Source organism: Frankia torreyi (genome assembly GCF_000948395.1).
Lineage (GTDB): Bacteria > Actinomycetota > Actinomycetes > Frankiales > Frankiaceae > Frankia > Frankia torreyi.
In genome coordinates this window covers 1-26060 of sequence record NZ_JYFN01000033.1, presented here as the reverse complement: position 1 = coordinate 26060, position 26060 = coordinate 1, and the positions used below count along the sequence as shown (strand labels likewise).

The window sequence follows — 26060 nt, the reverse complement described above, 5'->3', positions numbered from 1 at the left end:
CCGCAGGTCAGGAGGATTCATGGGCCGCCTTCAGGGTTCGTACCGACCATCGTTGGGGACGCCCGTCGGGCCGGTTCCCGACGATCAGCCGATCGACGTCACGGTCGTGCTGCGCCCCGCCACCGCGGACGACTTCCGCGCCGCCCCGGACGACGTCGCCGCGGTGCGCGCGTTCGCCGGGCGGGCCGGGCTGGACGTCGCCGAGGTCGACGAGCCCGCACGCACCGTCCGCCTGCGGGGCCCGGCCGCCCGCGCGCGCACGGCCTTCGACACCCCGTTGGCCCTCTACGACTCCGGCGGTCGGACCATCCGCGGCCGGGAGGGCGACCTCGGCCTGCCCGACGAGCTCGACGACCGGGTCGTGGCCGTGCTCGGCCTGGACGAGCGTCCCGCCGCCCGGCCACGCTTCCAGCCCGCGGCCTCCCCCCGGCAGGGCCTGACCGCCCTGCAGGTCGCGCGGGCCTACGACTTCCCCGCCGCGACCGGCGAGGGCCAGACCATCGCGGTCATCGAGCTCGGCGGCGGGTTCGGCCAGGCCGACCTCGACACCTACTTCGGCGGGCTGGGCCTGCGGACCCCGACGGTGTCCGCCGTCGGCGTGCAGGGCGCCGCCAACGTCCCCGGCGGCGATCCGGACGGCGCCGACGGCGAGGTGCTGCTCGACATCGAGGTCGCCGGGGCCGTCGCCCCCGGCGCCGNCCAGGTGGTCTACTTCGCGCCGAACACCGACGCCGGCTTCCTCGCGGCGATCAACGCGGCCGCCGCCGCCACCCCCCGCCCGGCGGCGATCAGCATTAGCTGGGGCGGCCCCGAGTCGTCCTGGACCGCGCAGGCGATGCGCGCCTACGACCAGGCGTTCGCCGCCGCCCGCGCCGCCGGCATCACCGTCCTCGCGGCCGCCGGGGACGCCGGCGCCGACGACGCCACCGACCGGCTCGTCGCCGACTTTCCGGCCGGCTCGCCGAACGTGATCGCCTGCGGCGGCACGAAGCTGACCATCGACGCCGCCGGCGCCCGGGCCAGCGAGGTGGTGTGGAACGAGGGCGCCGACTCGGCGACCGGCGGCGGCTACTCGGCGACGTTCACCCGGCCGGCCTGGCAGCCCGCCGCCGTCGGCCGCTACCGCGGCCTGCCCGACATCAGCGGCAACGCCGATCCGCAGACGGGCTACCGCATCGTCGTGGACGGCCAGCCGGCGGTCGTCGGCGGCACCTCCGCCGTCGCGCCGCTGCTCGCCGGACTCGTCGCCCGGCTCGCGCAGCTTACCGGCGCCCCCGTCGCGGACCTCGCCGCCGTGGCCTACGCCAATCCCGCCGCGTTCACCGACGTCACCGCCGGCGACAACCAGGGCTACCAGGCGCGCTCCGGGTGGGACCCGGCATCGGGCCTCGGCAGCCCGGTCGGCACGAAGCTGCTCACCGCGGTCGGCGGCCCGACGCCCCCGCCGCCGACGACCCCGCCCCCGACGACTCCGCCCCCGCCCCCGACGACTCCGCCCCCGCCGCCGACGACCCCGCCGACGCAGGCGGTGGACGCTGCGGACAGGGCGCTGTGGTCCGCCGTCGCCACCTGGGCGGGCGGCACCCACACGGGCGCGAACGCCAGGGCCGCGAAGGCGGTCCGGGCCTGGGCCCAGGCCAAGAGCCTCGCCTGACCGCGCCCTTTCCGCGAGTCGCCAGGCCCGGCATCAGGGGAACTGCCCAGAGATGCCGAGCCTGGCGGGTAATTGCATGGAGGTTGTCAGCCGTTCGGCTGCCCGAATCCGTCCACAACCTCCTGCAATTCGGTCATCTCCGACCCTGAGCGGCGGGGCGGTCAGTTGATCAGGGTGATGAGCTGGCGGCCGTCCTGCCAGGTTCCGGTCACGTCGGAGAAGGAGTTGTCCTTCCAACGCAGCAGCCGTATGCCCGTGTTGCAGATGGCCGGGAAAATGTCGATCTGCTTGTTGTCGCAGGTGTACGGGTGGGCCATGACGTTGGGCTGGTCGTGGGTGGCGCGCAGCGCGGTGAGCAGGCCGTCCGAGGTCGGCTGCGGGGTCTTCGCCAGCAGTACCCGCAGGTCGAGCACGGCCGAGAAGGCGCCCTGTGACGCCGAGGTACGGTCCGCCTCCGGCACGGCCTTGCGGTAGGCCACCGTGTCGGCGTCCCCGCCGCTGGATCCGACGGGGAGGTAGCTGGAGGCGAAGTAGAGGTGGTCGGTGCGGCCACCCGCGGCCCGCGGCACCGCGGGTGTGGCGCAGGCGCCGACGAAGTAGATGTCGCTGCGGATGTTCAGTGCCGCCGCGGCCTGGACGATCCGGGCGCACGCCGCCGCCTGGAACACGACGATGATGGCGTCCGGGTTGCCGGCGGCGGCCTGGGTGAGCGCCGGCGCGAAGTCCGCCGCGTCAGATTTCTCGGTGATCAGTCGGACGTCGGTCACACCCTTCTTGCGCAGAACGTTCTGGGATCCCTTGATGGCGGCGGTGAGCAGCCCGGGAAGGTCCACGTACAACGCGTGGGCGCTGCGGATGTGCCGGGTGGCGGTGAGGTAGTCGGTGAGGCCGAGCAGTTCCGCGACCGAGCCACCGGAAAGCGCGAACGCGTTCTTGGAATCGAGTTCCCCGCTGAGCTGCGGGGAACCGGTGACATAGGGGATGTGGGCCGCCTCGTATATCGGCATCGCGGCCTGCGTGCCGAAATCGACGCCGCCGACCACCGCGATCGGCTTTTCCGCGACCAGCCGGTTGGCGCAGTTCTGAGAGGATTCCGGGGAACCATCGGTGGCGCAGGTCGCCAGCCGCAGCGGACGCCCGCCGACGCCGCCGAGCGCGGCATTCGCATAGTTCACGGCGGCCTGCGCCGCCCGCCGTGGCTCCGGGTATGACCCAAGAGTGCTGTTCTCGATGGTGACGAAGCCCAGGGTCACCGGTGGCCCGGTCAGGTGGGTCGCCGAGGCGCCGGCTGCTGCGCCACCCGACGAGCCACCGCGCTGGCTCGTGCAGCCGGCGCCGGCGATGGCGACGGACAGGGCGACGGAGAACGCGAGCAGGACGCGGGAAGCTTGTCTCACGGGCGTTCAAGCTACACTCCAACTCACCCGGTTCCTGGGTGAGACCGCCGGCCGGCGGGACGGGAGTGATTCGGTGACCGCTCGCCCACACTTCCGACCTGCCGCCCGTCCGTCGGCTTCGACGTTGGACATGTGCTCGGGAGCCCCGTGACCACCTATGTAGCTGCAATGCTGCTGGGCCTCGGCCCGGGTGCGGTGTACGCGGCGCTCGGACTCGGACTCGTGCTCACCTACCGAGCCTCCGGCGTCATCAACATCGCGCACGGCGCCTTCGCCATGTACGCCACTTATCAGTATGCCGAGCTGCGCGAGGTCGGTGATCTCGTCCTGCCTGTCGTCGGATTGCCGCCGCGAATTCATCTTACCGACACCCCCACGTTCGGGTTGGCATTGTCGGTTTCTCTTGCGATGGCTGCCCTGCTGGCATTGGCGTCCTATCTGCTGGTCTTCCGGCCGTTGCGGCGGGCCCAGCCGACGATGACCGTCGTCGCCGCGGTCGGCCTCACCATCGCGTTGCAGGCCGTCGCCGTCGTTCAGTTCGGCTCGGACAACCGTTTCCTCGACCCCGTGCTGCCCCAGTCGCCGCTGCACCTGCTCGGCGTCACCGTGCCGAGTGACCGGCTGCTGCTGGCGGGCCTCGTCGTCGTGGCCGCCGCCGGCCTGTGGGCGATGTCGCGCTGGACCATGTTCGGCCTCGCGACCCGGGCCGTCGCCGACGATGCGGAGACCACCGCGCTGCTCGGCCGCCGGCCGGGCTGGATCGCCGCGGCGAACTGGATGCTGGCGGCGGTGCTCGCCGCGCTGGCCGGCATCCTGGTCGCCCCCATCAGCGCGTTGAACCCGACGAGCTACTCGCTGTTCGTCGTGCCCGCGCTCGCCGCGGCCCTGCTCGGCGGGCTGTCCTCGTTCGGCCTGACCGTCGCCGGTGCGCTCGGCCTCGGCGTCGCACAGGGGTTCCTGCTCCCGCTGCAGCAGGACGTGGGCTGGCTCAACCAGCCGGGGCTGCGGGCGCTGCTGCCGATGATCCTCGTCCTCGCCGTGGCGGGCCGGCGCGGGACGCTGATCCCTGGGCGCGCGGCCGGGGCCGTCGGGTCGGTGCCGCTGCCCGTGGTCGAGCCCGCTCGGCGCCCGCTCGGCGGGCTGCTGCTCGGCGTGCCCGTCGGAGTGGTCGCGCTGCTCCTGCTCACCGGCTCCTGGCGGCTCGGGCTCGAACGCAGCCTCGCCGGCGCCGTGGTGTGCCTGTCCTTCGTAGTGCTGACCGGCTACGTCGGCCAGCTCTCGTTGGCGCAGATGTCGCTGGCCGGCGTCGCCGGCTTCCTGCTGGCCCGGCTGGAGGGCGAGCTCGGCGTGCCCTTCCCGATCGCCCCCCTGATCGCCACGTTCGCGGCCGCGGTCGCGGGGCTGTTCCTCGGGGTGGTGTCGCGCCGGCTGCGCGGCGTGGATCTGGCCCTGATCACGCTGGTCGCCGGGGTCGCGATCCAGGAGGCGGTGTTCGGCAACCCGCTGATCACGGGCGGGCTCGCCGGCTCGTCCGTGCCCAATCCGAAGATCTTCGGTCTGGACCTCGGACTGTCCGGGGCCGGCTTTCCCCGGGTCCAGTACGGACTGCTGGCGCTGGCCGTGCTCGCCGCCGGCGGCTACGGTGTGGCCCGCCTGCGCACCGCCGACCTCGGGCGGCGGATGCTCGCGGTGCGGGCCAACGAGCGGTCGGCGGCCGCGGCCGGGATCGATGTACGCCGGACGAAGGTGCTGGCATTCACGCTGTCCGCAGCGCTTGCCGGCCTCGGCGGCTGCCTCATCGGGTACGGCCAGGGCCGGCTGTCCTTCGACTCGTTCGGGGTCACCGCCTCGCTGTTCTTCCTTGCCATCGCGGCCGTCGGCGGGGTGACCAGCGTCGGCGGGGCGTTGGCCGGCGGGCTGCTCGCCCCCGGCGGGCTGGCCTTCACGGCGCTGGACCGCGTTGCCGGGCTCGGCGAATACCAGCAGGTGCTGTGCGGTCTCGCGGTGGTGGTGCTGGCCGTCCTGCGGCCGGCGGGGCTCGTCTACCGGCCCGGCCGCGCCGGCCGGCGGGTCGGCCCGAGCCAGCCCCGGCGCACCGGCTGGCCCGGCGGGAAACTGCGGCCCGGCAGGACCGAGCGGCCTGGCGGGGATGGGCGGCTCGGCGGGGATGAGCGGCTCGGCGGGGATGAGCGGCTCGGCGGGGATGAACGGCCTGGCGGGGATGGGCGGCTCGGTGGGGGTGGGGGACCCGGTGCGGATGTGCCCGAGGGTGTCGACGGCGGGCCACCGCGTCTCGCGGAGGGCAACCGGCCCGGCCTGACCGCGTTCCCGCTCAACCCCGGCGGTGTGTCGTGACGGCGTTGTTGTCCGTCGACATGCTCGCGGCCGGGCAGGGCGGTACCCGCATCGTCGAGGGTGTCTCCTTCGGCCTCGAGGCGGGCAGCGTCACCGGCCTCATCGGGCCGAACGGGGCTGGCAAGACGACGCTGATCGACGCGCTCACCGGCTTCGCGACGATCTTCGCCGGCAGCGTGACCCTGGACGGCACCGCGCTGACCGAGCTGCCGGCGCACGAGCGGCAGCGGCTCGGGCTCGCCCGCACCTTCCAGGCCCTGGAGCTGTTCGACAGCCTGGCGGTGGCGGAGAACATCGCCGTGGTGGCGCGCCCGGTGGCCGGGTCGATGGAGGCCGGTCGGCTGGGACTCGCGGCGATTGCCGACCGCCTGCCCGCGACGCTCAGCCATGACGAGCGAGCCGCGGTCGCCCTCGGCCGCGCACTCGCGGCCATGCCGAAGGTCCTGCTGCTCGACGAGCCGGCCGCGGGGCTCGACCCCGGAGATCGGCGCGAGCTGGCCGCGCGCATCCGGCGCATCGCCGGCCGCGGCGTCGCCGTCCTGCTCGTCGATCACGATGTCCAGCTCGTCTTCGACGTCTGCGACCGGGTTCTCGTCCTGGACGGCGGTCGGATCGTCGCCCGCGGGCTCCCCGCGCAGGTCCGGGCGGATCCGGCCGTTCGCGCGGCCTACCTGGGCGGCTCCGACGGCCCCGAGCCCGCCTTGCCGTCCGAGCCCGCCTTGCCGTCCGAGCCCGCCTTGCCGTCCGAGCCGACCGCCACGGCGGTGCCGGCCGTGCCGGCCGCTGCGACCTCGCCGGTCGTCTCCCCATCGCCCCGGCGGCCGCCGACCGCGTCCACGGTGCCGACGGCAGGCACCGAGCTGCTCGAGTTCGAGCGGGTGAGCAGCGGCTACCACGAGGGACCGGTGCTGCGGGAGGTGTCGCTGGTCGTCCGTGCCGGCGAGATCGTGGCGCTGTTGGGGGCGAACGGGGCCGGCAAGACGACCCTGATCCGCACGGCCGCCGGCCTGTTGCCGGCGAGTGCGGGCCGGGTCGGGGTGTTCGGCGAGTGGTTCCGGCGTCCGGCGCCGAGCACGCTTGCCCGGCGAGGGCTGGCCGTCGTCCCGCAGGGGCGGGGGGCGTTGGGCCGGCTGACCGTCCGGGAGAACCTGCGCCTGGCAGCCGGCCGCAGCCACCGCGGCGAGATCGAGCGGGTCCTGGGCTGGTTCCCGGCGCTGGGCGGCCTGCTCGACCGGCCGGCCGGGGAGCTGTCCGGCGGCGAGCGCCAGCGGCTCGCGTTGGCCGTCGCCCTCGTGCGCCGGCCGCGGTTGCTGCTGGTGGACGAGCTGTCGTTCGGCCTGGCGCCCGGCGTCGCGCCGCGGCTGCTCGAGCTGCTGCGCGGAATCGCGGCCGAGACGTCGACCGGTGTGCTGCTCGTCGAGCAGTTCGCTGCCCTCGCGCTGCGGGTGGCCGACCGCGGCTACGTGCTCGACCGCGGTCGGGTCGCGCTCGCCGCGCCCGCCGCGCAGCTCGCTGCCCGCCCCGACCTCATCGAGGCGAGCTACCTCGGCGAGGCACCGGCCGTTCCCCCCGGGCCGCACCCAGGCCCGCCGCCCTGCCTCGGGACGGCAGCCTCCTGACAGATCGCGCCCTGACGGATTGGGCCGGCGTGATGGACGCGATCGACTGACGGCCGCTAGCCGAGTGGTTTATGGTGACCATGCGCGAATTGATCGCGGGAGCTCCACCGAGGGGCTGAGAGGGTGGCTAGGGCCGCCGACCGCAGAACCTGTCCGGGTAATGCCGGCGTAGGGAGTTCATATGATGTCGCCAATCGACCGTTCTTTCTCGTCTCCTTCTTCCGAGAATTTTCCCGGCCTCGGCGAGGCGGATTCCCGGCCGGAATCCGAGGCCATCCCGGGGGACATTCCGAACGGTTTTCCGGCGGCCTCGCCGGGCCGGACGCCGGCCCGGCCTGCGTCCGAAGGGTCACCTGCCGCGTCCCAGGAGTCGCCGGCCGCGCCCCGGGCGACGGCCGTCTCGACCGGGCCGCTGGCGGGCAGCCGCAAGACCTGGCTCGTCGGCGCGGACCCCGACCTGCGGGTGCCGATGCGGGAGGTCGTCCTCACCACCGGGGACAGCGTCGTGCTCTACGACACCTCCGGCCCGTACACGGATCCGGCGACGGACGTCGACGTGCGCCGGGGCCTGCCGCCGCTGCGGGCACGGTGGATCGCCGAGCGCGGGAACACCGCTCCGGCCGGCGGGCGGGGCGCGCTACGGGCCCGGCCCGGCGGGGGAGCCGTCACCCAGCTCGCCCACGCGCGCCGGGGAGAGATCACCCGGGAGATGGAGTTCGCCGCCCTGCGCGAGGGGCTGCCCGTCGAGACCGTGCGGGCCGAGATCGCCGCCGGGCGCGCCGTCCTGCCGGCGAACGTGAACCATCCCGAGTCCGAGCCGATGGTGATCGGCCGGTCCTTCCTGGTGAAGATCAACGCGAACCTCGGCAACTCGGCCGTGACCTCCTCGATCGAGGAGGAGGTCGAGAAGATGGTCTGGGCGACCCGGTGGGGCGCCGACACCGTCATGGACCTGTCCACCGGTGCGGACATCCACCGGACCCGCGAGTGGATCCTGCGCAACTCCCCGGTCCCGGTCGGCACGGTGCCCATCTACGAGGCGTTGGAGCAGGTCGGCGGCCGGCCCGAGGCGCTGACCTGGGAGGCCTACCGGGACACCGTCATCCGCCAGTGCGAGCAGGGGGTGGACTACATGACGGTCCACGCCGGGGTGCTGCTGCGCTACGTGCCGCTGACCGCGCGGCGCCGGACCGGGATCGTCTCGCGCGGCGGTTCGATCCTGGCCTCCTGGTGCCTCGCCCACCACGAGGAGAACTTCCTCTACACCCACTTCGCCGAGCTGTGCGAGATCCTCGCCGCCTACGACGTGACGTTCTCGCTCGGCGACGGCCTGCGGCCCGGCTCGATCTCCGACGCCAACGACGACGCCCAGCTCGCCGAGCTCGCCACCCTGGGCGAGCTGACCCGCGTCGCGTGGGAGCACGACGTGCAGGTGATGGTGGAGGGGCCCGGCCACGTCCCGCTGCACCGGGTCGAGGAGAACGTCCGGCTGCAGCGGGAGATCTGCCACGACGCGCCGTTCTACACGCTCGGGCCGCTCACCACCGACGTCGCCCCCGGCTACGACCACATCACCTCGGCGATCGGCGCCGCGGTGATCGGCTGGCACGGCACCGCGATGCTCTGCTACGTCACCCCGAAGGAGCATCTCGGTCTGCCCGACCGAGACGACGTCAAGGCCGGCGTCATCGCCTACAAGATCGCGGCCCATGCGGCGGACCTCGCCAAGGGGCATCCCGGCGCCCGGGCCTGGGACGACGCGCTGTCGGACGCCAGGTTCGAGTTCCGCTGGGCCGACCAGTTCCACCTGGCGATGGACCCGGACACCGCCCGGTCGTACCACGACGAGACCCTGCCGGCCCCCGCCGCGAAGACGGCCCACTTCTGCTCGATGTGCGGACCGCACTTCTGCTCGATGAAGATCTCCCACCAGGTGCGGGCCGCCGGAGACGGTACCGCCGCGACCGACCCGGCCGCCCCGGCCCTGACCTCAACCCCGGGCGCGGGGGACGAGGCGGTCGCCGCGGGGCTGCGGGCCAAGGCCGCGGAGTTCGCCGCCGCCGGCAACCGGATCCACCTCCCGATCGCCGGCCCCTGAGCATCGCGGCTGCGAGCCAGGCCCGCGGGCTGTCGCCGCGGGTCAGGTCCGCGGGGGAGAGCCGGGGAAGGGCGGCGCCTCGCTCGGCCGGTATCGGCCCTCGATCGCCCGGCGGATCCCGTCGACGAAGGTGCGCCGCGCCTCGTCGCCATCCAGGTCGACGAGGTCGATGGAGTTGATGCCCTGCAGCAGCCCCTCGGCCTTCGAGCGGTTCGCGGCGACCCGCACCGGGATCAGGCGCCGTTTCATCCCGGTCGGGTCCGACCTCCAGGCCGTCTGCCACTCGGCCTGCACCTTTTCCGAGGCCAGGTAGTGCTCGGAGAGGATCACGAGGGTCCGCTTCGAGCGGGACACCGCCTCGTCGAGGCGCCCCACCAGGTGATCCCCGGCGACGACGTCCCAGGTGTCGAGATGCACCTGGAAGCCCTGTTGCTCGAGCTGCCAGGCACACCACTCACCCCAATCGCTGTCCTCCTCCGCGGCGGAGACGAGAAAGTCCCACCCGGCCGCGGTGCGCGGCTCCTCGGCGACGATCGACGCCACCGGCGGCGGAACCGACCGCTGATCCGCCGCGGGCACCCGCGGGCCGTCGGCCGGCCCCTCGCCCCCCGCGGGCACCTGGACCCAGGCGGGGCCGGCGAGGCCGGGGACGCCCGTCTCGACCCGCCGGAACGAGCCGGGATCCAGATCGCGCCGCCGTCGATCGACGGTGGCCGCGAACAGCGTGCCCGAGATGATGACGGCCATCTCCGTGGTGGGGAACTCCCCGAGCAGGCGGCTGAGGGCGGGCGTGTCGACGAGGCGCGAGGCCGCCTGGGCGGCGTCACTTCGGGCGGCGTCACCTCGGGCGGCAGCGCTGTCGTCGGCGACGGCCCGCCCCTGGTGCAGCGCGACCCGCAGCCGGACCCGACCGCTCTCGCCCCGCGGCCGGTTGTAGGTGTGCAGCACTCCCCGCAGCTCCCGCACGAGATCCGCGACCACGAGCTCCGCCGGCACGTCGTCGCGGACCGCGCCGAGCAGCCCGCCGCCCCGGTCCTGGACACTCACCGCGTCGGCCGGCAGGTCGCAGTGCTGCGCGGCGAGGCCCACGAGCTGGCACAGTCCGTCCCGCCAGGCCACCGGCACCCCCGCCGGGCCGAATCGAACCGGATCGATGGCGAACAGGACACCGCCGGCCGGCGCGTGCACCTCCCCGGAGCCCGTCCCGGGCGGGCCCGCCGTCGGTGCCGCACCGTCGGCCGGGGGACCCGCGGCCGGTGCCGACCCGGCCGGCTCGACGACCGCGGCGAAGACCTTGTTGGCGGGGTAGAGAGCCGCCGCCACCGCCAGGATGTTGGCCCGGCCGTCCGCCAGCACCCCCTGGCGAAGCTGGTGATTGACGTCATCCCAGAACTCCAGGGGGGTCTGGGACGTCCAGGACGGCTGCCGCCGCCGTTCCAGACCGGCCCGTTCGAGCATCGCCATGGCGGTGGACGGGCGGTGGAAGGCGTTCGCGAGCGTCTCCACCTCGATGTCGGTCAGCCGTTCCGTCACCGCTCCCCCCGAACCGTCCCGCCGCACCGGCAGCCAGACCTGGCGAGCGCCGCACCGCCGCCGTCCGCGCCGGGTTCCGCGACTCCCGCCGGATGCTGCTGGCCGATCTTACGTTGCGACCGACTCGGGCGCGCATAGCGTGCATTCACCGGCACAATCGGTCAGACATCCGGTGGCGGGCAATGCCGCACGCGGGCCGCCGGGGGCATCCACCCACCGGCGCCCGGGGCCGGGTGAATCGGCCGTTCGTGGCGGCTTGACCGGGCAGCCGGGCCGCTCCATACTCCAACGAATCTGTCGCTTCGAGCGTATGAACCATGACGGAGAGTAGCCCGAGGGCCTGCTCGTTCCGGCGGGGGATGTTCGCTGCCGGCGCCGTGTCGGGGGGCACCTTATTTTCACTGTCCGTCCTGTGCGTATCGACGCGCGCGGCGCCGTGCCGCGCGCCGCGGACGCCGTCCTCCGGGCTCGGGGAGCGCGGCTGTGACGGCGCCGGCGGGGCAGCCGACGCAGCTCGCCCGCATCGGTCTGTGGGGCGCCCCGCAGAGCGGGAAGACGACCTTCCTCGCCGCGCTCAACATCGCCGCGATCAGCCAACCCACCACCCCGGGCGGCCCATCCTGGATCGTCATCGGCGGCGACGACGACGCGGGGGCGTTCCTGTCCGAGAACACCGACCTGTTGCAGAGCCGGCACGTCTTCCCCTCCGCGACCCCGGGCCTGACGGCGCTGAGCTGGCGGTTCATCGGTCCGGCGCGGGGCGGCCGGCGTGCGGGCCGCCCCCTGCGCCGCGGCCCACGGCCGGAGAACACGGTCTTCGCCGTCGAGTTACTGGACGCGCCCGACGAGTGGGAGCTGCTGCTCGACCACCTGAGCAGGTGCGACGGGCTGGTCTATCTGTTCGATCCGGTCCGGGAAGAACGCAACAGCGACGCCTACGAGTTCTTCCAGCGCACCCTGGAGCAGGTCACCCGGCGGTGTTTCGAGGCCAACCGCCTGCGCGGCGGAAAACTGCCGCACTTCCTGGCGGTGTGCGTCACGAAGTTCGACGAGCCCGCGGTGTTCCGCCAGGCGTTCCGGACGGGTGTGGTACTCACCGGCGACGAGCCGGAGCGCATCCCCCGGGTGCCCGACAACCTCGCGAAGACCTTCTTCGACCGGCTGTGCGACGAGGGTCATGAGGGTTCGGCCCGGCTGGTCCGCGGGAGCATCAACACCTTCTTCCATCCCGACCGGATCTCCTATTTCGTCAGCTCGTCCGTGGGCTTCCACATCGGGCCGTCGGGGTACTTCCGCGCACACGACTTCGCCAACGTCGTCAAGACCAGCGGGGAGGCGCGCATCCGCGGCGCGATCCGGCCGATCAACGTGCTGGAGCCGTTCCTCTGGCTGGAGGAGAGCACGCGGTCGGCCCCCCGCAGGAGGTGAGCGCGCCGGTGGCCGGGAACGCCGTGCGCCTGCCCGGCGGACGGCGGCATCGGCGTCGCGCGGCCGTCGGTCAGGTGGCGCCCCGCACCGCTCACGCCTGTCATGCCCGCCGCCGGTCGTCGTCGCTCGGGAGGGGCAGGGTGTCGCGGCGCGGCAGCGGCGGGTCGTAGCGGGTGGTCAGCGGCTCGTGGTCCGGGGTGACCGTGGGCTCGTCCCCGTCGTAGGTGAGGTCGTCGTCGTAGGTGAGGTCGTCGTAGGGGAGGTCGTCGGGGGTGCGGCTGGCGAGATCGGACCGCGTGGGCGGCGCCGGCGGCCGGTTCGGCGGCACGGGTCGGCCAGGCCGGGCGGCCGGCCTTTCGACCGGCGTCTCCCAGCCCCGGTTGCGCCCGGACGGGCCTGGCGGACCGCCCGGTACCTGGAGGCTGCCCGTCCCTGGCGGCGGTGCCGTGGCGACATAGTCGTCGAAGGAGTTGTGGATCCGGCCGAGCTCGCGGTCGCGCCAGGCGTCCAACGCCGCGTTCGCGACCTCCTCCTGGACCGCGACCGTCCGCCGGGCCAGCCGCTCGATCGCCGGATCCTTCTGCTCCCGTGTCACCTGGGCCTCGAGGTAGGCGTCCTGGCCGTCGAGGAGCACGGTCGCCCGCCGCCGCGCCGACATCTCCTCCTCCGCGATGAGCTGGTTGCGCTCCTCGATCGCGACGACCTTCTCGTAGGTGGTCAGCTTGCCGAAGGACATCAGGAACTTGACCAGGATCGGCAGGCATTCGATCGCGGTGATGAACAGCAGCAGCACCAGGTGCGCGTTGGCGAGGGTGCGGTGGTCGGGATCGCTGGTGATGCGGTCCAGCGCCTCCATCCGGATGAGCAGCCCGGTGTTGTCGCCGTTCTGGCGGTTGAACGCCGCCCGGTCGTTGCGCTGCCCGGTCTCCAGGGCGGCGATCTGGGCGTTGAGCGCGGGAAGCTGGTTGTTCGCGTTCTGCGTCGCGCTGGACCGGCCGGCCTGCTGGCGGGACCGCGCGGCGTCGACGGCGGCGGTCAGCTTCGGCTGCAGCTCGTTGATCTGCGCCTGGATGCCGTCGCGCAGCGAGACCTTGAGCCGGTAGTTCGAGCCCTGCCCCGCCTTGTTCGGCTGGCCCGGGCAGGTGCCGAGGCTCTCGCAGAGCACGTCGGCGTTCGCCTGGGCCAGCCGGGTCTGCAGGCCGTCCATCTGCCGCTGCAGGGGGGCGACCTCCGGGTCGGTGCTCACGTCCACCCCGGTGGTGCCGACCTTGACCAGGGCGTCGCGCTGGGCGCGCAGCCGGGTCAGCTCCTGGTCGCGCGGGTCGGTGGTGATCCGCTGCTCGAACGCGGCCGCGTCCTCGGCGTGCATCTGGGTGATCTCGGTGTCGATCTCCGGCTGGAAGATCCGCAGGACCAGGGGGGTCGAGATGACCAGCCCGATGAGGATCGCCAGCACCAGCCGCGGCAGCATGAGCAGCGCGTTGAGGTACCAGTGGTCCTGGCGCTGCACGGACGCGACCAGCCATCGGTCCAGCGCCATGATCGCCAGACCCCAGCCGAGCCCGACGAGCAGGCAGACCGGGATCGGCAGCTTCAGCGCCATCCGCAACGCGAACGTGGACGAGAGGGTGGCCATCGCCGCCGTCGTGAGCACCGCGCTGCCCACGCCCACGTACTTGGCCCGGTCGTGCCGCAGCCGGCCGAGGATCTCCCGGTCGGCGCCGGACAGCCAGAGCAGGAACCGGCTCACCGCACGTCCACCTTCCGCCACGACGGCCGGGCCGACCACCACGGCCGGGCCGACCATGGGGCCGTGGGCCCGGCGCCGGCCGGCCTGGGTGCGCCGGCCGCCCTCGGTGGGGCCGCCGGCCTGCTGGGCAGGGCAGCCGTCGCCCAGGGTCGGCGGGGTTCAAGGCGGTGCAGGGCATCAGCGGCGGGCAACCGTGGCTGGAGATCGTCTGCGCGCAGCCCGGCCATCCTCGATCCGTCCGCAAGGGGCCAACAAGATCACTGCCCGCGAGGATGAAGCCCGGAGTCCAGCACGCCCGAACGTCCTGGTTCATGCGGGACGTCGAAGCCTCTCTCCCCCGAGAGCCCCTCATGGTACGCGGAACACGTGCACGTAGCGACCACACCGATGCGTGTTGTGGTAGCCGCGTCATGCTGCCAAGCTGTGCCGTCGCTCGCCGGCCGGCCCCGCCGCCCGCGTGCCCGCCTTCCTCCCGTCTCATCGGCACCTTCCCGGTGAGCCGCGCGGACGGCACGGGAGCGACCCGCGACTCCGTCGCGGGCACTGGCCAGGCGGGATGCCCCACGTCCGCCACTCACCACGAGCATCGGACAAACTACAGATGGCCCCACGTCGACGCGGTCCCTGAGTCGCTCCCGCGGTGCTGTAAGCTGGCACCGCCGGCCACCACGGTGGCGGGCGCGCGCTCGTAGCTCAACGGACAGAGCATCTGACTACGGATCAGAAGGTTGGGGGTTCGATTCCCTCCGAGCGCACGCACGGTTGAGACAGGCCAGAGCCCCGCACCCCCATCCAAGGTGCGGGGCTCTGCCGCTTTCGAACCCATGTGTGCTGCAGTCTGTGCTGCCTTCGGCGGGCGCCGTCGCGATGGTCATCGTGCGAGATCTCGTCTCCGCGCCGCTTCGTAGCGGTCGCGGGGTCGCGAGGCGTTCGGCGCTCCCACCCTACCTGGAGATCACATCTGTGACCGGGCCGCGCTGGGCCCGGAGGCGCTTGGCTCTGAGTACCTGTCCTGAATCTTGATGGTCATTGACTCTCGGTGGTCTTCCTGGGGGCCCAGCGTGGGACGGGGGTGCCGTGGGCGAGCCGGCGGGCCATCGTGCGGATCATGGCCCAGTAGACGAAGGCGGCAGAGCTGGCCGGGTCGCGTTCGTAGTCTCGAGCGAGGCGACGGTGCGCGGTGATCCACGCCAGCGTGCGTTCTACAACCCAGCGTTTCGGGAGCGGCCGGAAGCCTTGCTGGCCTTCTTCCTTCCGGACGATCTCAACGGTGGTCCTCACGACGTCCGCCGCCCAGGCGACGAACCGGCCGGCGAACCCTGCATCGGCGACCAGGAAACGGCAGGTCGGGGTGGTGAAGTAGTGGTCGACCAGCAGTTGGCGGGCGCCGTCGCGGTCCTGACGGCCGGCGGGGACGACACGCACGGCCAGCAGCAGACCGAGGGTGTCCACGACGATGAACCGCTTGCGGCCGTTGACCTTCTTTCCCGCATCATAGCCGCGGGTCGGGGCGGCCACCGTGGCAGCGCCCTTCACCGACCGGGAGTCGATCACCCCGGCGGTCGGTGTGGCGCTACGGCCCTCGGCCTGGCGGACCTCACCGCGCAGCCCGTCGTGGACCGTGATGGTGACGCCCGTTTTCTTCCACCGCTCGAAGAACCCGTAGACCGTCTTCCAGGGCGGGAAGTCCGCCGGCAGCGCCCGCCACACGACGCCGTTATGGGTCACATAGAGGATCGCGTCCACGATGTCACGCCGGTCGTGCTTCTCGGGCCGGCCGTCCTTCGACGCCACCGGCAGCAGCGGCTGCACGTAGGCCCACTCCGCGTCCGTGAGATCCGAGGGATACCGAACAGAACGTGCCATCTCCACGACCTACCAGCCCCACCGGCAGCCCGAAACCTCCCACCCCTACGGCACTCTCCGCACCTCAAACCAAGATTTAGGACAGGCACTGAGGCCGGAGGTGGCGGATGAAGCCGACGACGCCTCGGTTGATCACGCATGATCGGCCACCCAAGCTTCCTCGTCCGGCGAACGCAACAGTCCCACTGCGCGATGCTGGGCTGCGGGGGCCGGTCCGACGCTGGACGGTCCCGCAGCCGTTTATTCGGCAGATCTACCGTCCCCGATCTCTGATACTGGAGACATGGCGGACGACCACGACCTGAACCGCGTAGTCGGGCGGGATGATGAGCGCGGGCCGGCCGAGGTGATGGTCCATCGGCCCGGGACGGACGGCGGCGTCTCGGCGCGGGTAGACGGCCCACCGGGTCAACGGATTCTGCGGGCTGACGTATGGCGCGCCGACGGTGTGATGGCCGGCGACGAAAACATTCAGAGGAACGTCTCTTACCTGCGGCTGGACGAACCTCGAGTGACGTGCGATTCGGCGATCGTGGGCGCGGCGTCGATGCGGGCGTTCCACGCCTTGACGGAGAATCCGGGCAGCTCGCTGCGGCGAATGGAGTTCCAGCGGGCGCTTACACGCCAGCGTAATATCGGCGCTGCGGCGTCAGGGCGGGTGGCTTATGGGGCGGCGCGCGGTCCGGCCCGGGTGATGTCCTACTCGGTCCGGGTACGCTCCTCGTGCGGCGTCGTCGTAGGAGACAGGAACGTCCAGAGCAATCGTTTTAATTATACGATGAAGACGCCTACTCTCTCAATTCACGAGATCGCGGCATTCCGTCCCAAAGTCGCCAGTATGGTGGTTCGGTTGGTTGCCCGACCCGACGACGAGCAGCGAATTCGGGCTCTCGGCAAGGAAATCGACCGTGCGGTACATGGCCTTGGAGATCGGCTTTGGCTCACCCCAGCCGTTCAGTCGGCGCCCGGATTGGGCCGCTGCGCCGGAATCGTCATCGGCCGAGACAACAAGCAGGTCAACACCTCGCAGGTGCGGGTGCGCTCGGTTGACGTTGATGGCGTCGTAGCGTCATTGCGCGAGCAGGCTTCCGATGCTGCCGAGATTCGACGTCTGGACGCCGAATACGCCAGGCTCGCCGCCCTGCTCGACGGGCCGGCCGCCGGCGTCCCGGTCGACCTTGCGGCCGTCGGCGAGGAGGCGATCGCAAACCGGAATCGTTACCTGGAGATCCAGGAGCGCCAGCTGGCCCGGTTCGACGACGAGGCCGTCATCACGCGCGGAGACCGGGCCGAGGTGGCCCAGCTGCTCGACGCGGCGCGGGTCGCGGTCGCGGTCCATGCAGCGAGCGTGGAGGTCTGGCTGGCTGAGGCCGCCGACCCGCCGTCAGTGCCCGAGCCATCAAAGGGCATCCTTCTCCGCATCGCCGAGGCCCTCGGGCTGATCCGCCCCCGCGAGCCGGATGCTGATATCGCAGACATATCGACCCTGGACGGGATCGACTTCACGGCGACGCCAGTTTGGCCGGACGGGCCTGAGCCCTCAGTGCCGCGGGAGCCGGTTCGGCCGGGGGAGCCGGAGCGGTGGGGGGAGCCGAGCGAAGCGTCACCTCCGGAGGAACCGGACCCGTTGGATCTACGGGATGTGACTCTCCCGGACGAGCCCGGGCTATTGGTGCCGGCGGAGTCAAGTGAAACGCCACTCCTGGACGGGCCGGATCAGGTAGATCTATGGAACGTGGGGCTTACGGATGCGCTTGAGACGTCGGTTCCGGGGGGGCTCAGCGAGATGTCACTCCCGGAGGGACTGAGTCCATTCGACTCATTGGGCGTCACGTTTCCGGGCGGAACGGAGCCGATTTCTTCGTGGCATTCGGTGGTGGAGGCCGCCGCCGCGCCGGGTTCATCGGATGACTGGATAAGATCAACTCCGCCATCGTCGTGGGACCTCTGGCCGCCAGCGCTCCTTGATACTGCCAGGCACGACGACATCCACGGGCCCGGGAGGATCGTCGACATGAATGGCAGGGACGACGTCGACGATATTGATTACATTGACGACATCGGGAGCATGGGCTGGTTCTAGGTAGAAGGTGAGGGATCGGCCGCGCTCCGCGGCGGCCGTCTGCGTAGTTCCCGTTCGAGATCACGCCGCACCATCGGGGTCAGTTCCGCGCGCAGCTCGGTTTTGATGCGCTCGATCTCCTCCGCTCCGACCTCTGCCCGCAGTTCATCGCCCATTGCTTGGCGTAGCTCTTCTTTCAGCCGCTCGCGAGCCAGCGCCAGTTCGGCGGCTGACCGCTCGGCGTCCCGTCGGGAGCGGAGCCACGGCCCGAGCTCGATCGCCTTGGCCGCCCCGGCGGTCAGGGTGGCGGTGTCAGGACCGGGTCCTCCGACGCCGATCAGCCCGCGCAACTGCTCGGATCTCAGTAGATGAACGTGGGTGCCGTCCCCGTCGGTCACGCACAGAAGCGGCCCGAGTAGGACCGAGGCCCGGGTCGCGGTCGCGGCGGCGAGCAGGAGTCCGGCCAGGGCATCGTCGGGCGACGGACCGCTGTCCGTGTCCAGAAGCGCGACGCGTTCCTCGATGCGCGCGGCGAGTCTGCCGATCGCGGCCTGTCCCGGGGCGGAGGTCATACGCAGCGCGATGGCCCGTCGACCGCCGTCGAGCCGCGGCTCGGAGACGTGGACGATCTCCAGGTCCAGCTCGGTCGCGGCGCTGGCATACAGGCTGAGGATTGTTTCGCCGTCGGCGTCCGGAGATAGCAGCAGATGGCCCGGCAACCAGGGCAGCGTGGGAGGCACCCCGAAGGTCTGGGCGGCGCCGATCTCCCAGGTCGTGCGGGCGAGCTGGGACTGGTTGCCCGCCAGGCGGGGGAGCGCCTCCCGTTCGACGGCAGTCAGCCGGTCGGCCAGGTCGCCGACCCGGCGCTGTACCTCACCGAGCAGCTCGGATAGTCCGACGACGCGGGTGCCGACGGTCACCTGCTGGCCTGCGAGCTCCGCGTGGTTCTTCTGGAGCTGGTCGAATCGCGCCGCCGATCCGTCAATCCGCTTACCAAGCTCGTCGAACCAGGCCGAGATCTTGTCGAAGCGGCCGTCAAACGTGTTCAGTCGGCTGACCGTCACGTCGGGCTGGCCGGCACGCTTGTCAACGGCGGACAGCTGCGAGCGCAGGGTCGCCAGCTCGGCCCGGACGTCGGAAAGCCGCTGTTGGTCGTCCCGCAGCCTCGTCTGGAGTTCCCGGACGATCTGCAGGGCCCAGGCCGCGCCGACGACGATGGCGATCAGGACCAGCAGGTAGACGACGAACAGAGCGGTGTTCACGGCGGAGAATCACTCCTGGCACGGTCGGCTCGGTCAGGCCCTGGGATTGCGTCGGTCACGTGGACGCCCCGAGCCCGCGCGAGGCCGGCATCCAGTTGGCAGCGGCGGTCAGGGACCCGGTATGGCAGGTCCCCCCCGACCGGGCAGATCGTCGAGATCCCGGCGCTGGGGGGCCGTCGGCCAGGCCAGTCGGTCGGGATTGATTTCGCTGGGTGGCTGCCTACGAACCGGCTCGATATCCGGCCAGCGCGGTATCGCGGCCGCCCGCGGTTCCAGCCTGGACAGGCGGCCCAGCGTCGTCGGGTCGGCGAGCCGGCGGGTCCGGGCGGCGCGCAGGACCGCAAGAGGGCCGTGTTTGCCTCGTTCGCTCTTGATGTCATCGATCCGCTTGCGCAACGAATCGAGCTCGGCCTTGATCGCCGGTTTCCGGTCAGCGTGCGGCGACTCCGGTCGTTGCGCCCGTTGCAGCCGTTCGGTCTGCAGGACCAGGCACTGTTCGGCCCGCTCGATCCGCGTCAGTTCCAGCTCGTCCCGGCGTCGTGCCACTCCGGTGTCCAACGAGCCGGCCGTGCCAATTTTCCTCAGTTCGTCGTGGTCGCGCCGGTCCTCCGCGTCGAGGAGCGCCAGCTTCGCCCGAGCCCCCGACTCAAGCGCCTCGAACCGAACCCGGACGATGACCGCCTTGACATCGACGTCCCGGATCCGACTCTTCGTGATGGTCGTCTGCCGATTAGCTGTCCCGATCATGACGCCCCCGGTCCGCCCGGATCCAGCCGCGATCATCCGGGTCAGCTCCTGGGACCGTTCCAGGATGCGGCTCATCGCATTGACAAGGCGGTGTTCCAAGACCGGGTTGTCAGGCGCGGCGACGAAATCGGCCAACCGGTAAGCGAGGGCCGGCTCGTCCCGGAGAAGAGACTCGACGGCGATCACGGAACGGGTGAGTCGGTACCGGAGATGATTGGTCTGATGATTCCCGTCTCCGATGACCACGCCGCGGGATCCCCGGACCCGGACCGCACACGCGCGCACCCGCGCCCGTCCGGGAAGGCCTGTCCGGCTGTCGGTGAAAACGACCTGGCCCCGTCGGTGCGCCGGCGGGACGGCCACCGCTTGGCGGAACTGTTCCCGACGTACCCAGCTGGTCGGCCGTTCCAGCAGCGCTTCGAACCGGCGGGTGAACGCGGCACCCCGGACCGCCGGGTCGAACGACACGATCGGATGATCCACCTGGTAGTGGAGATAGTTCCTCTGGACGTTGCGCACGCCGACCATGACGCCGTCGGCCTGAACCTGCACCGACATGTCGATGTCATCTCGTTGTCCGGTCGTCCGGACGCAGAGGCCACCAGCGGCTCCCACGTGCGCGATCTTGATCATTCCGTTGTCTCGGTCGGCCGCCACCGCCACCTCCGTCGTCCGCCCAGTCACCACTATTCCAGGTCAACGGTCTCCCCACGGCGTATTCGCGGGGAGAATGGAACGGAACGGGCCGCGCGCAGCGCGGGCATCTCCAGGACCCGGAGGATGGACAGATGACCGAGCGGCTCACGGACGGCGAGGTTCAGGCGCTAGCGGGCGCCTTCGCGAATTCCCTCTCGGCGCGCCAGGTCCTGGAGGCGGCGGGCCTGGCCGTCGCGCGGCAGCCCAACTGGGGGGACACGACCTCCCTGAGGTTCTGGCGAGAGGTCAACTCCCTGCTCGGCAACGGCATTCTGCCCGAGGGCCGCCGGCAGGTGCTTGCCGCAGCGGCGGCCGAGTTCCCCGCGAATCCGGTCTTCGCCCAACCGGATCTGGACGGCGCCTCTGAAGTGCCGGCGCCAGGCGGCCCGGACCGGCCTCGTCACCCGGACGCCGAGGTATGGGACGGTTCGCCCACGTTCCCGGTCAGCATCACCGACTCGATCGGCGTCATGGTCGGGTCCGGCAACGTGCAGACCCTGAACTTCGGTCCGATGCCGGACGACGCCGATCGCCCCTGATCACGGCCCGGATCCTACGTCAGTCCATCTCGCCGGCCACGCTGGTCGAGGACACCTCTCTCCGCTCCGCTGGCGAACCTGTGCGGTGCCAGAACTCGCTAGCTTTGACCTGGAGTCCTGGCTGCTCGTTCGTATTCGTTGATCAGGCCACCAAGGATGGGCCGGCGCTTGATCCGTTCCTGGGGCGGGCCGGCAACGATGTAATCGGGCCAGGTCGAGGTAGGTCTGAATCGGAGCGGACCGTTGATGCGCCTACAGCATCGTGACCGATAGCATCCAGTGTAAATGTGTGCGCGATGCGTAGCATCATCGGCAGGGCCGGTTGGGGATGTTTGGGTGCGTTGCCGAGCACACGCACGGTTGAGGCAGGCCAGAGCCCCGCACCCCCATCCAAGGTGCGGGGCTCTGCCGCTTGAAGATCTCTTGTACTGCAATTGTCTCCTGGGTCGGCATGTACGGGCGGTACTGGCCGCCAGCGCGGCCGTACGGTCCTGCATTCGGCTCGCCGCGGGGTCGCCCACAGCTCCCCAGCCCGGCCGCACCGCGGGGGCCAGGCCGCGCAGCAGCCCCCACAGTACCGAGCCCTTGCCCGGCCCCGGTCGCCCCCGAGATCAGGACATGGGAGCCGCGCACGGGCGGCGTCCAGGGGGTCCGTCCGCGCAGCGGCCGACCGGCATCGCCGCCGACAGGTCCGCCACCAGCTCAGCCGTTCCGGCGAACCTGGCGCGTGCGTATATCGATCGAGGCCTCGCGAAATATCATTATCGCTCAATTCGGTCGGAATAGGTACTGGCCCTTGGGGACCTGGTACCGCGCTACTTTCGAGCGGATCCGACCGGCTGGCGGATGATCGTGCGCAGCCGGCTCGGGTCCGTCCGGCGGGCATCAGACAGATAGATCTCATGGTGACGCCCCCGGAGGACGAGACCTTCAGTCGGCATGAACTCGTCGTGCATCCGGGAGATGGTCGGGCCCTCTTCGTCGTACGGTCCAACGTAGAGAGTCTGAACGCACTTGCCCTCGAGAAACTCCTCGAACCGCACCTTCTTCACTGCACTAAGGTTCTTCTTCTCGTGGACCCGTTCCAGCGCCGCATCAAAGATCTCCAAGGTGATCCAGTCGGGTTGAAAGATCATGAGGGTCCAGTCCCACCGGTCCTTGTCTTGAGTGTGGAAGACCTGCAGGTCCTTCGCGGACCACAGGCCCTCCAGCGGAGCGACGGTGTGCGTCCGCTTCAGCTTGTCCTTGGCGACGGCACGCACAGCGTAGGAGGTCGTGTAGAGAGCGGTGACCACCTCCGCGTACTCCGGCGAGGTATTGGGATCGCCGTGGCCGTCCACCATGAGGAAGTTCGCCCGCGCTACGTCGACGATCTCGAACTTGTTCCGCTTCGACGAATAGAGCCTGGGACGTTCCTTCTTGACGTCGAAGTTGCTGTGCATCAGCGAGTCCCTCCCAGCGCGTCGAGCAGTTTCGCTGTCATCAAGCCTAGTGCTGCAGTCAGGCCGTCGTAAGTTATCGGGTGGGTGTGTCGCGCGTCAGACTTTCTGGCACCCGCACCACCCAAATCCGCTCACCGGTTTCTTGGTCTCGCGCCTGCACATCCCGGCAGGCTCGCCTTCACCTTGTCGTAGTCGTTCGATGCCTCCATTCCGTGCGGGGTGCCAGAACTCGGCCACCGGCCTTGACCTGGAGTTTTGGGCGGCTCGTTCGTATTCGCTGAGCAGGCCGCCGAGGACGGGCCGGCGTTTGACCCGTTCGTGGGTGAGGTCGGCGATGGGGTGGTCGGGCCGGGGCGGATGAAGGCCACGGCCGCGATGGGGTCGTCGTCCGTTGCAGTGGGCCGCGTACTCGGTCAGGACGGTGCGCAGGTGCCGCTCACCGACGATCAGTATCCGGTCGGTGACCTCGGTCCGGACGGTGCGGACGAATCGTTCGGCGTAGGCGTTCGCGCGGGGTGTTCGGGGTGGGGTCTTGGGGGTGGTGATGCCGGCGTCGGCGAGGGCCGTGTCGAACGAGGCGGTGAACTGCCCGGCCCGGTCACGGACCAGGACCTGGAAGTCGGCTGCCCGGTCGCCGAGGTTCATCAGGAGGTTCCGGATCTGCTGGGTGGTCCAGGGCCCGTCTGGATGGGCGGTGACCCCGAGGATGTGGATGTAGCGGGTATCGACTTCCAGGACGAAGAAGCAGTCCGGGCTCGGGCCCAGGCCGGTCCGGGCGGGTCGGGATCACAACCTCGGCCCGACCCGGCCGACCTGCCCGACCCGCCCGGGAGGGCCGACTCTTCCCGCGGAACGGCCCGCGGCCCTGATACCTTGCGCGGCGATGAGCCGGTGGAGCAACCCGTCGAGTCGACGCGGATTCCTCGGGCGGACAGGCGGGCTCGCCGCCACCGCCGGGCTCGCCGCTGCTCTGGGGGACGGTCTCACCTGCCGCGACGGCTCGGCCGGCAGGCCGCCGGCCGGCAGAACCCAGTCCGACGGCACGACGCTGTCCGACGGCACGACGCCCCGCGGCGCTGCCACCGGCTATCCGGCGCCCGGGACAATCACGGCGGACGACCTCGTCGACGCCGGGACGCTCTGGTCCTGGACCGAACGGATGGCCGGCCACGGCCCCCGCCTGCCGGGCTCGGACGCGCACCGGCGCCACATCGACGACCTCGCCGAGCGGCTGGCCGGCTACGGCCTCACGGTGACCCGCCATCCCACCCGGCTGTCCGCGTGGCTCGCCGACTCCTGGTCCCTGCGCGTCGTCGACGGCGACGGCCGGTCGCACACCGTGCCGGTCGCCGCCTACCGTCCGCATTCCGGCGAGACGCCGGCCCGGGGGGTGACCGCGGCCGTCGTCGACGTCGGCGCGGGCGACGAGCCCGACTACCGGCGCACGCCGGTGGCGGGCGCGATCGTGCTCGCCGACGGTGCCGTCGCCCGGCTGTCCGCCTCGGTGCTCGGCGACCTCGCCGACCACGTGCATCCACCCGAGGCCCGTTCCGGCCTCGCGAACGAGGACTACTCGCGGGTCTGGCTGGGCGTCCCGCCGCAACCGAGCCTGGAGACCGCCCGACGGCACGGCGCCGTCGCGATGATCGAGATCCTGCACCTGTCACCGGCCCTTGCCGCCGGCCAGTACACGCCGCACCAGCAGGAGCACGCCGCGCTGCCGACGCTGCACGTCGATGCCGAACAGGGCGCCCGGCTGCGGTCCCTGCTCGCCCGCGGACCGCTCACCGCGACCCTGACCCTGACCGCGTCGCGGCGGGAGACCACCGTCGACTACCTGACCGCCCTGCTGCCGGGCTCGGGAGCACCTCCGCCGGCACCGGCACGAACACGGGCACCGGTACCCGCACCGACCCCAGCGGGGCCCACTCGGGCGACCGGTGCGGCGGAACCCCGCCTGACGCCCGGCGCCGTGCTGGTCGCCACCCACACGGACGGTCAGAACGCGGTCGAGGAGAACGGCGGCCCGGCGCTGCTGGCGCTGGCCGAGTACTTCAGCCGGTTCCCCGCCCGCGACCGGCCCCGCGACCTGCTGTTCCTGTTCTCGCCGAACCACATGGTGTCCGAGGCGGCGACGGTGAAGCCGGACGCCTGGCTGCGCGGGCATCCGGAGATCATGAACAACGTCGCGATGGCACTCGCCGCCGAGCATCTCGGGACCATGGCATGGGACGACCGGGGCGGGACGGCGGCCTACCGGCCCACCGGCCGGTCGGAGCTGGTCACCGTTCCGGTGGGCCACAGCGACACGCTGCGCGAGCTGGCCATCGACGAGGTGAAGGCCAGCGACCTCACCCGCTCCGCCGTCCTGCGGCCCTTCCAGAACGGTCTGTACGGGGAGGGCACGTTTCCCTACCGGCTTGGCATCCCGACCATCGCGTTCATCAGCGGTCCGGCCTACCTGGTGCAGGTCGCGCCCGGGGACAACCTCGACAAGCTCGACCGTGCGCTGCTACACCGGCACACCCTGTTCCTCGCCCGGCTGCTGTCCCGGATGCTCGCCCTGCCCACCGCCAAGCCCTGACGTCCCACAAGCCCTGACGTCCCACGACCAAGTACGGCCCCACCGCGTGATTGCCGTCGACACGCAGTCGACCGCATCTCTCGAACTCCCTGATCCGTTGTGGTCCGTGGACGACCTGTACCCGAGAACGCCTGGTCGACACGGGCCGTGCTAGCCAACCCACTTGTCCTGGGTAGACCGGGCCTTATCGGTGGTGACGTCGACCGGTCGACGCCCATGGGCCAATGCCTGGGNGAAGAACCTGCGGGCGGCGGCCTGGCCGCGACGGGTGCTGGCGAGGACGTCGATGAGCTGTCCGTGCTGGTCGACGGCCCGGTGTAGGTGGGGCGCCGGTCGCGGTGCGTGGCCTGGACCGCCCGCGGACCCCACGATGTCGGGGCCTGCGGACGGTCCGGCGCGACGGCTCAGAAACCCTGACTGCGCATGGCGGCGTCCACGTTGGCGGCGTCGGCCGCCGCATATTCCGGGGTGTTCGCCACGACAACCTCGGTGGTGAGGAACAGGCCGGCGATCGACGCGGCGTTCTGCAGCGCGGAGCGGGTGACCTTGGCGGGGTCGATGATGCCGGTGGCGATCAGGTCGACGTACTCGCCGGTGGCCGCGTTGAGGCCGTGGCCGGTCGGGAGGTTGCGGACCTTGTCGACCACGACGCCGCCCTCGAGACCGCTGTTGAAGGCGATCTGCTTGATGGGTGCCTCGAGCGCGAGCCGGACGATGTTCGCGCCGGTGGCCTCGTCGCCGGACAGGTCGAGCTTCTCGAAGGCGGTGATCGACGCCTGGAGCAGCGCGACGCCACCACCGGCGACGATGCCCTCCTCGACCGCGGCCTTCGCGTTCGACACCGCGTCCTCGATGCGGTGCTTCTTCTCCTTCAGCTCCACCTCGGTGGCCGCACCGACCTTGATGACCGCGACCCCACCGGCGAGCTTCGCCAGACGCTCCTGGAGCTTCTCACGGTCGTAGTCCGAGTCCGACTTCTCGATCTCGTTACGGATCTGGCTGACCCGACCGGCGATCTGGTCCGGGTC

The 26060-nt window shown here is 71.4% G+C and carries 16 protein-coding genes, 1 tRNA gene, 4 pseudogenes and 1 riboswitch; of the genes and pseudogenes, 10 read left to right on the top strand and 11 right to left on the bottom strand.

Features of this window, described 5'->3' with window-relative positions; translation table 11 throughout:
* Positions 1–19: 19 nt before the first annotated feature.
* Together FF36_RS40965 and FF36_RS40960 are read left to right on the top strand one after the other, a co-directional pair.
* Positions 20–698, top strand: a pseudogene (locus FF36_RS40965) (protease pro-enzyme activation domain-containing protein); the annotation flags it as partial.
* A gap of 1 nt (position 699) precedes the next feature.
* Positions 700–1654: S53 family peptidase (locus FF36_RS40960; RefSeq protein WP_479686790.1), on the top strand; the 955-nt coding region annotated here is incomplete at its 5' end.
* A gap of 161 nt (positions 1655–1815) precedes the next feature.
* On the opposite strand, the gene FF36_RS19510 is transcribed toward FF36_RS40960, so the two are convergent.
* The gene (locus FF36_RS19510) at positions 1816–3051 is read right to left on the bottom strand and encodes an ABC transporter substrate-binding protein (protein WP_044886561.1); all 1236 of its coding nucleotides are present in this window, start codon (positions 3049–3051) and stop codon (positions 1816–1818) included.
* A 147-nt stretch (positions 3052–3198) separates the two neighbouring features.
* Here FF36_RS19510 and FF36_RS19505 point away from each other — a divergent pair, with 147 nt between their 5' ends.
* The 3 genes from FF36_RS19505 (at position 3199) to thiC (ending at position 9123) form a co-directional block, all read left to right on the top strand.
* The gene (locus tag FF36_RS19505; protein WP_044886560.1) at positions 3199–5406 is read left to right on the top strand and encodes a branched-chain amino acid ABC transporter permease; all 2208 of its coding nucleotides are present in this window, start codon (positions 3199–3201) and stop codon (positions 5404–5406) included.
* Entirely contained in the window at positions 5403–7025 is a 1623-nt protein-coding gene (locus FF36_RS19500) for an ATP-binding cassette domain-containing protein (protein ID WP_063870463.1), read from the top strand. Before FF36_RS19505 ends, FF36_RS19500 begins: the two co-directional genes overlap by 4 nt.
* A gap of 85 nt (positions 7026–7110) precedes the next feature.
* A riboswitch (TPP riboswitch) is annotated at positions 7111–7217 on the top strand.
* Positions 7210–9123 carry a phosphomethylpyrimidine synthase ThiC gene (gene thiC / locus FF36_RS19495; protein WP_044886591.1) on the top strand — a complete coding sequence of 638 codons (1914 nt, stop codon included), beginning with the start codon at positions 7210–7212 and terminating at the stop codon, positions 9121–9123. (Overlaps the previous riboswitch by 8 nt.)
* Positions 9124–9165: 42 nt before the next feature.
* Here thiC and FF36_RS19490 read toward each other — a convergent pair whose 3' ends face one another.
* Positions 9166–10656 carry a toll/interleukin-1 receptor domain-containing protein gene (locus FF36_RS19490; RefSeq protein ID WP_082122057.1) on the bottom strand — a complete coding sequence of 497 codons (1491 nt, stop codon included), beginning with the start codon at positions 10654–10656 and terminating at the stop codon, positions 9166–9168.
* A gap of 483 nt (positions 10657–11139) precedes the next feature.
* Here FF36_RS19490 and FF36_RS19485 point away from each other — a divergent pair, with 483 nt between their 5' ends.
* Positions 11140–12084 carry a hypothetical protein gene (locus FF36_RS19485; protein WP_044886558.1) on the top strand — a complete coding sequence of 315 codons (945 nt, stop codon included), beginning with the start codon at positions 11140–11142 and terminating at the stop codon, positions 12082–12084.
* Between the two features lie 100 nt (positions 12085–12184).
* On the opposite strand, the gene FF36_RS19480 is transcribed toward FF36_RS19485, so the two are convergent.
* Positions 12185–13834, bottom strand: a complete 1650-nt coding sequence (locus FF36_RS19480; protein ID WP_199865440.1) for a DUF4407 domain-containing protein — start codon at positions 13832–13834, stop codon at positions 12185–12187.
* A 682-nt stretch (positions 13835–14516) separates the two neighbouring features.
* On the opposite strand from FF36_RS19480, the gene FF36_RS19475 reads away from it, so the two are divergent.
* Positions 14517–14589 (top strand) — tRNA-Arg (locus tag FF36_RS19475).
* Positions 14590–14917: 328 nt separating this feature from the next.
* On the opposite strand, the pseudogene FF36_RS19470 reads toward FF36_RS19475, so the two are convergent.
* Positions 14918–15700, bottom strand: a pseudogene (locus FF36_RS19470) (IS5 family transposase); the annotation flags it as partial.
* A gap of 283 nt (positions 15701–15983) precedes the next feature.
* Here FF36_RS19470 and FF36_RS35515 point away from each other — a divergent pair.
* On the top strand, positions 15984–17783 hold the full coding sequence (locus FF36_RS35515) for a hypothetical protein (protein WP_044886556.1): 1800 nt from the start codon (positions 15984–15986) through the stop codon (positions 17781–17783).
* Here FF36_RS35515 and FF36_RS19460 read toward each other — a convergent pair.
* Both FF36_RS19460 and FF36_RS19455 read right to left on the bottom strand, forming a co-directional pair.
* Positions 17780–19024, bottom strand: coding sequence for a hypothetical protein (locus FF36_RS19460; RefSeq protein ID WP_044886555.1), 1245 nt, complete (start codon positions 19022–19024; stop codon positions 17780–17782). The genes FF36_RS35515 and FF36_RS19460 overlap by 4 nt on opposite strands.
* A 108-nt stretch (positions 19025–19132) precedes the next feature.
* Positions 19133–20329, bottom strand: coding sequence for a hypothetical protein (locus FF36_RS19455; protein WP_128423343.1), 1197 nt, complete (start codon positions 20327–20329; stop codon positions 19133–19135).
* A 230-nt stretch (positions 20330–20559) separates the two neighbouring features.
* Between FF36_RS19455 and FF36_RS31615 the strand changes: the two genes are divergently transcribed.
* On the top strand, positions 20560–21006 hold the full coding sequence (locus FF36_RS31615) for an effector-associated domain EAD1-containing protein (RefSeq protein ID WP_052681229.1): 447 nt from the start codon (positions 20560–20562) through the stop codon (positions 21004–21006).
* 815 nt (positions 21007–21821) lie between these two features.
* On the opposite strand, the gene FF36_RS19445 is transcribed toward FF36_RS31615, so the two are convergent.
* Together FF36_RS19445 and FF36_RS19440 are read right to left on the bottom strand one after the other, a co-directional pair.
* On the bottom strand, positions 21822–22448 hold the full coding sequence (locus tag FF36_RS19445) for a GyrI-like domain-containing protein (RefSeq protein ID WP_044886553.1): 627 nt from the start codon (positions 22446–22448) through the stop codon (positions 21822–21824).
* Positions 22449–22544: 96 nt separating this feature from the next.
* The gene (locus FF36_RS19440) at positions 22545–23093 is read right to left on the bottom strand and encodes an integrase core domain-containing protein (protein ID WP_236706625.1); all 549 of its coding nucleotides are present in this window, start codon (positions 23091–23093) and stop codon (positions 22545–22547) included.
* Positions 23094–23331: 238 nt separating this feature from the next.
* On the opposite strand from FF36_RS19440, the gene FF36_RS19435 reads away from it, so the two are divergent.
* The gene (locus FF36_RS19435; protein ID WP_044886552.1) at positions 23332–25032 is read left to right on the top strand and encodes a hypothetical protein; all 1701 of its coding nucleotides are present in this window, start codon (positions 23332–23334) and stop codon (positions 25030–25032) included.
* Between the two features lie 165 nt (positions 25033–25197).
* On the opposite strand, the pseudogene FF36_RS40955 reads toward FF36_RS19435, so the two are convergent.
* From FF36_RS40955 to FF36_RS19430, 3 genes and pseudogenes are all read right to left on the bottom strand, one after another.
* A pseudogene (locus FF36_RS40955) lies at positions 25198–25265 on the bottom strand (hypothetical protein); the annotation flags it as partial.
* Position 25266: 1 nt separating this feature from the next.
* Positions 25267–25356, bottom strand: a pseudogene (locus tag FF36_RS38430) (DDE-type integrase/transposase/recombinase); the annotation flags it as partial.
* Positions 25357–25436: 80 nt separating this feature from the next.
* The coding region (locus tag FF36_RS19430) for a TCP-1/cpn60 chaperonin family protein (protein WP_044886551.1) at positions 25437–26060 on the bottom strand (624 nt) is incomplete at its 5' end.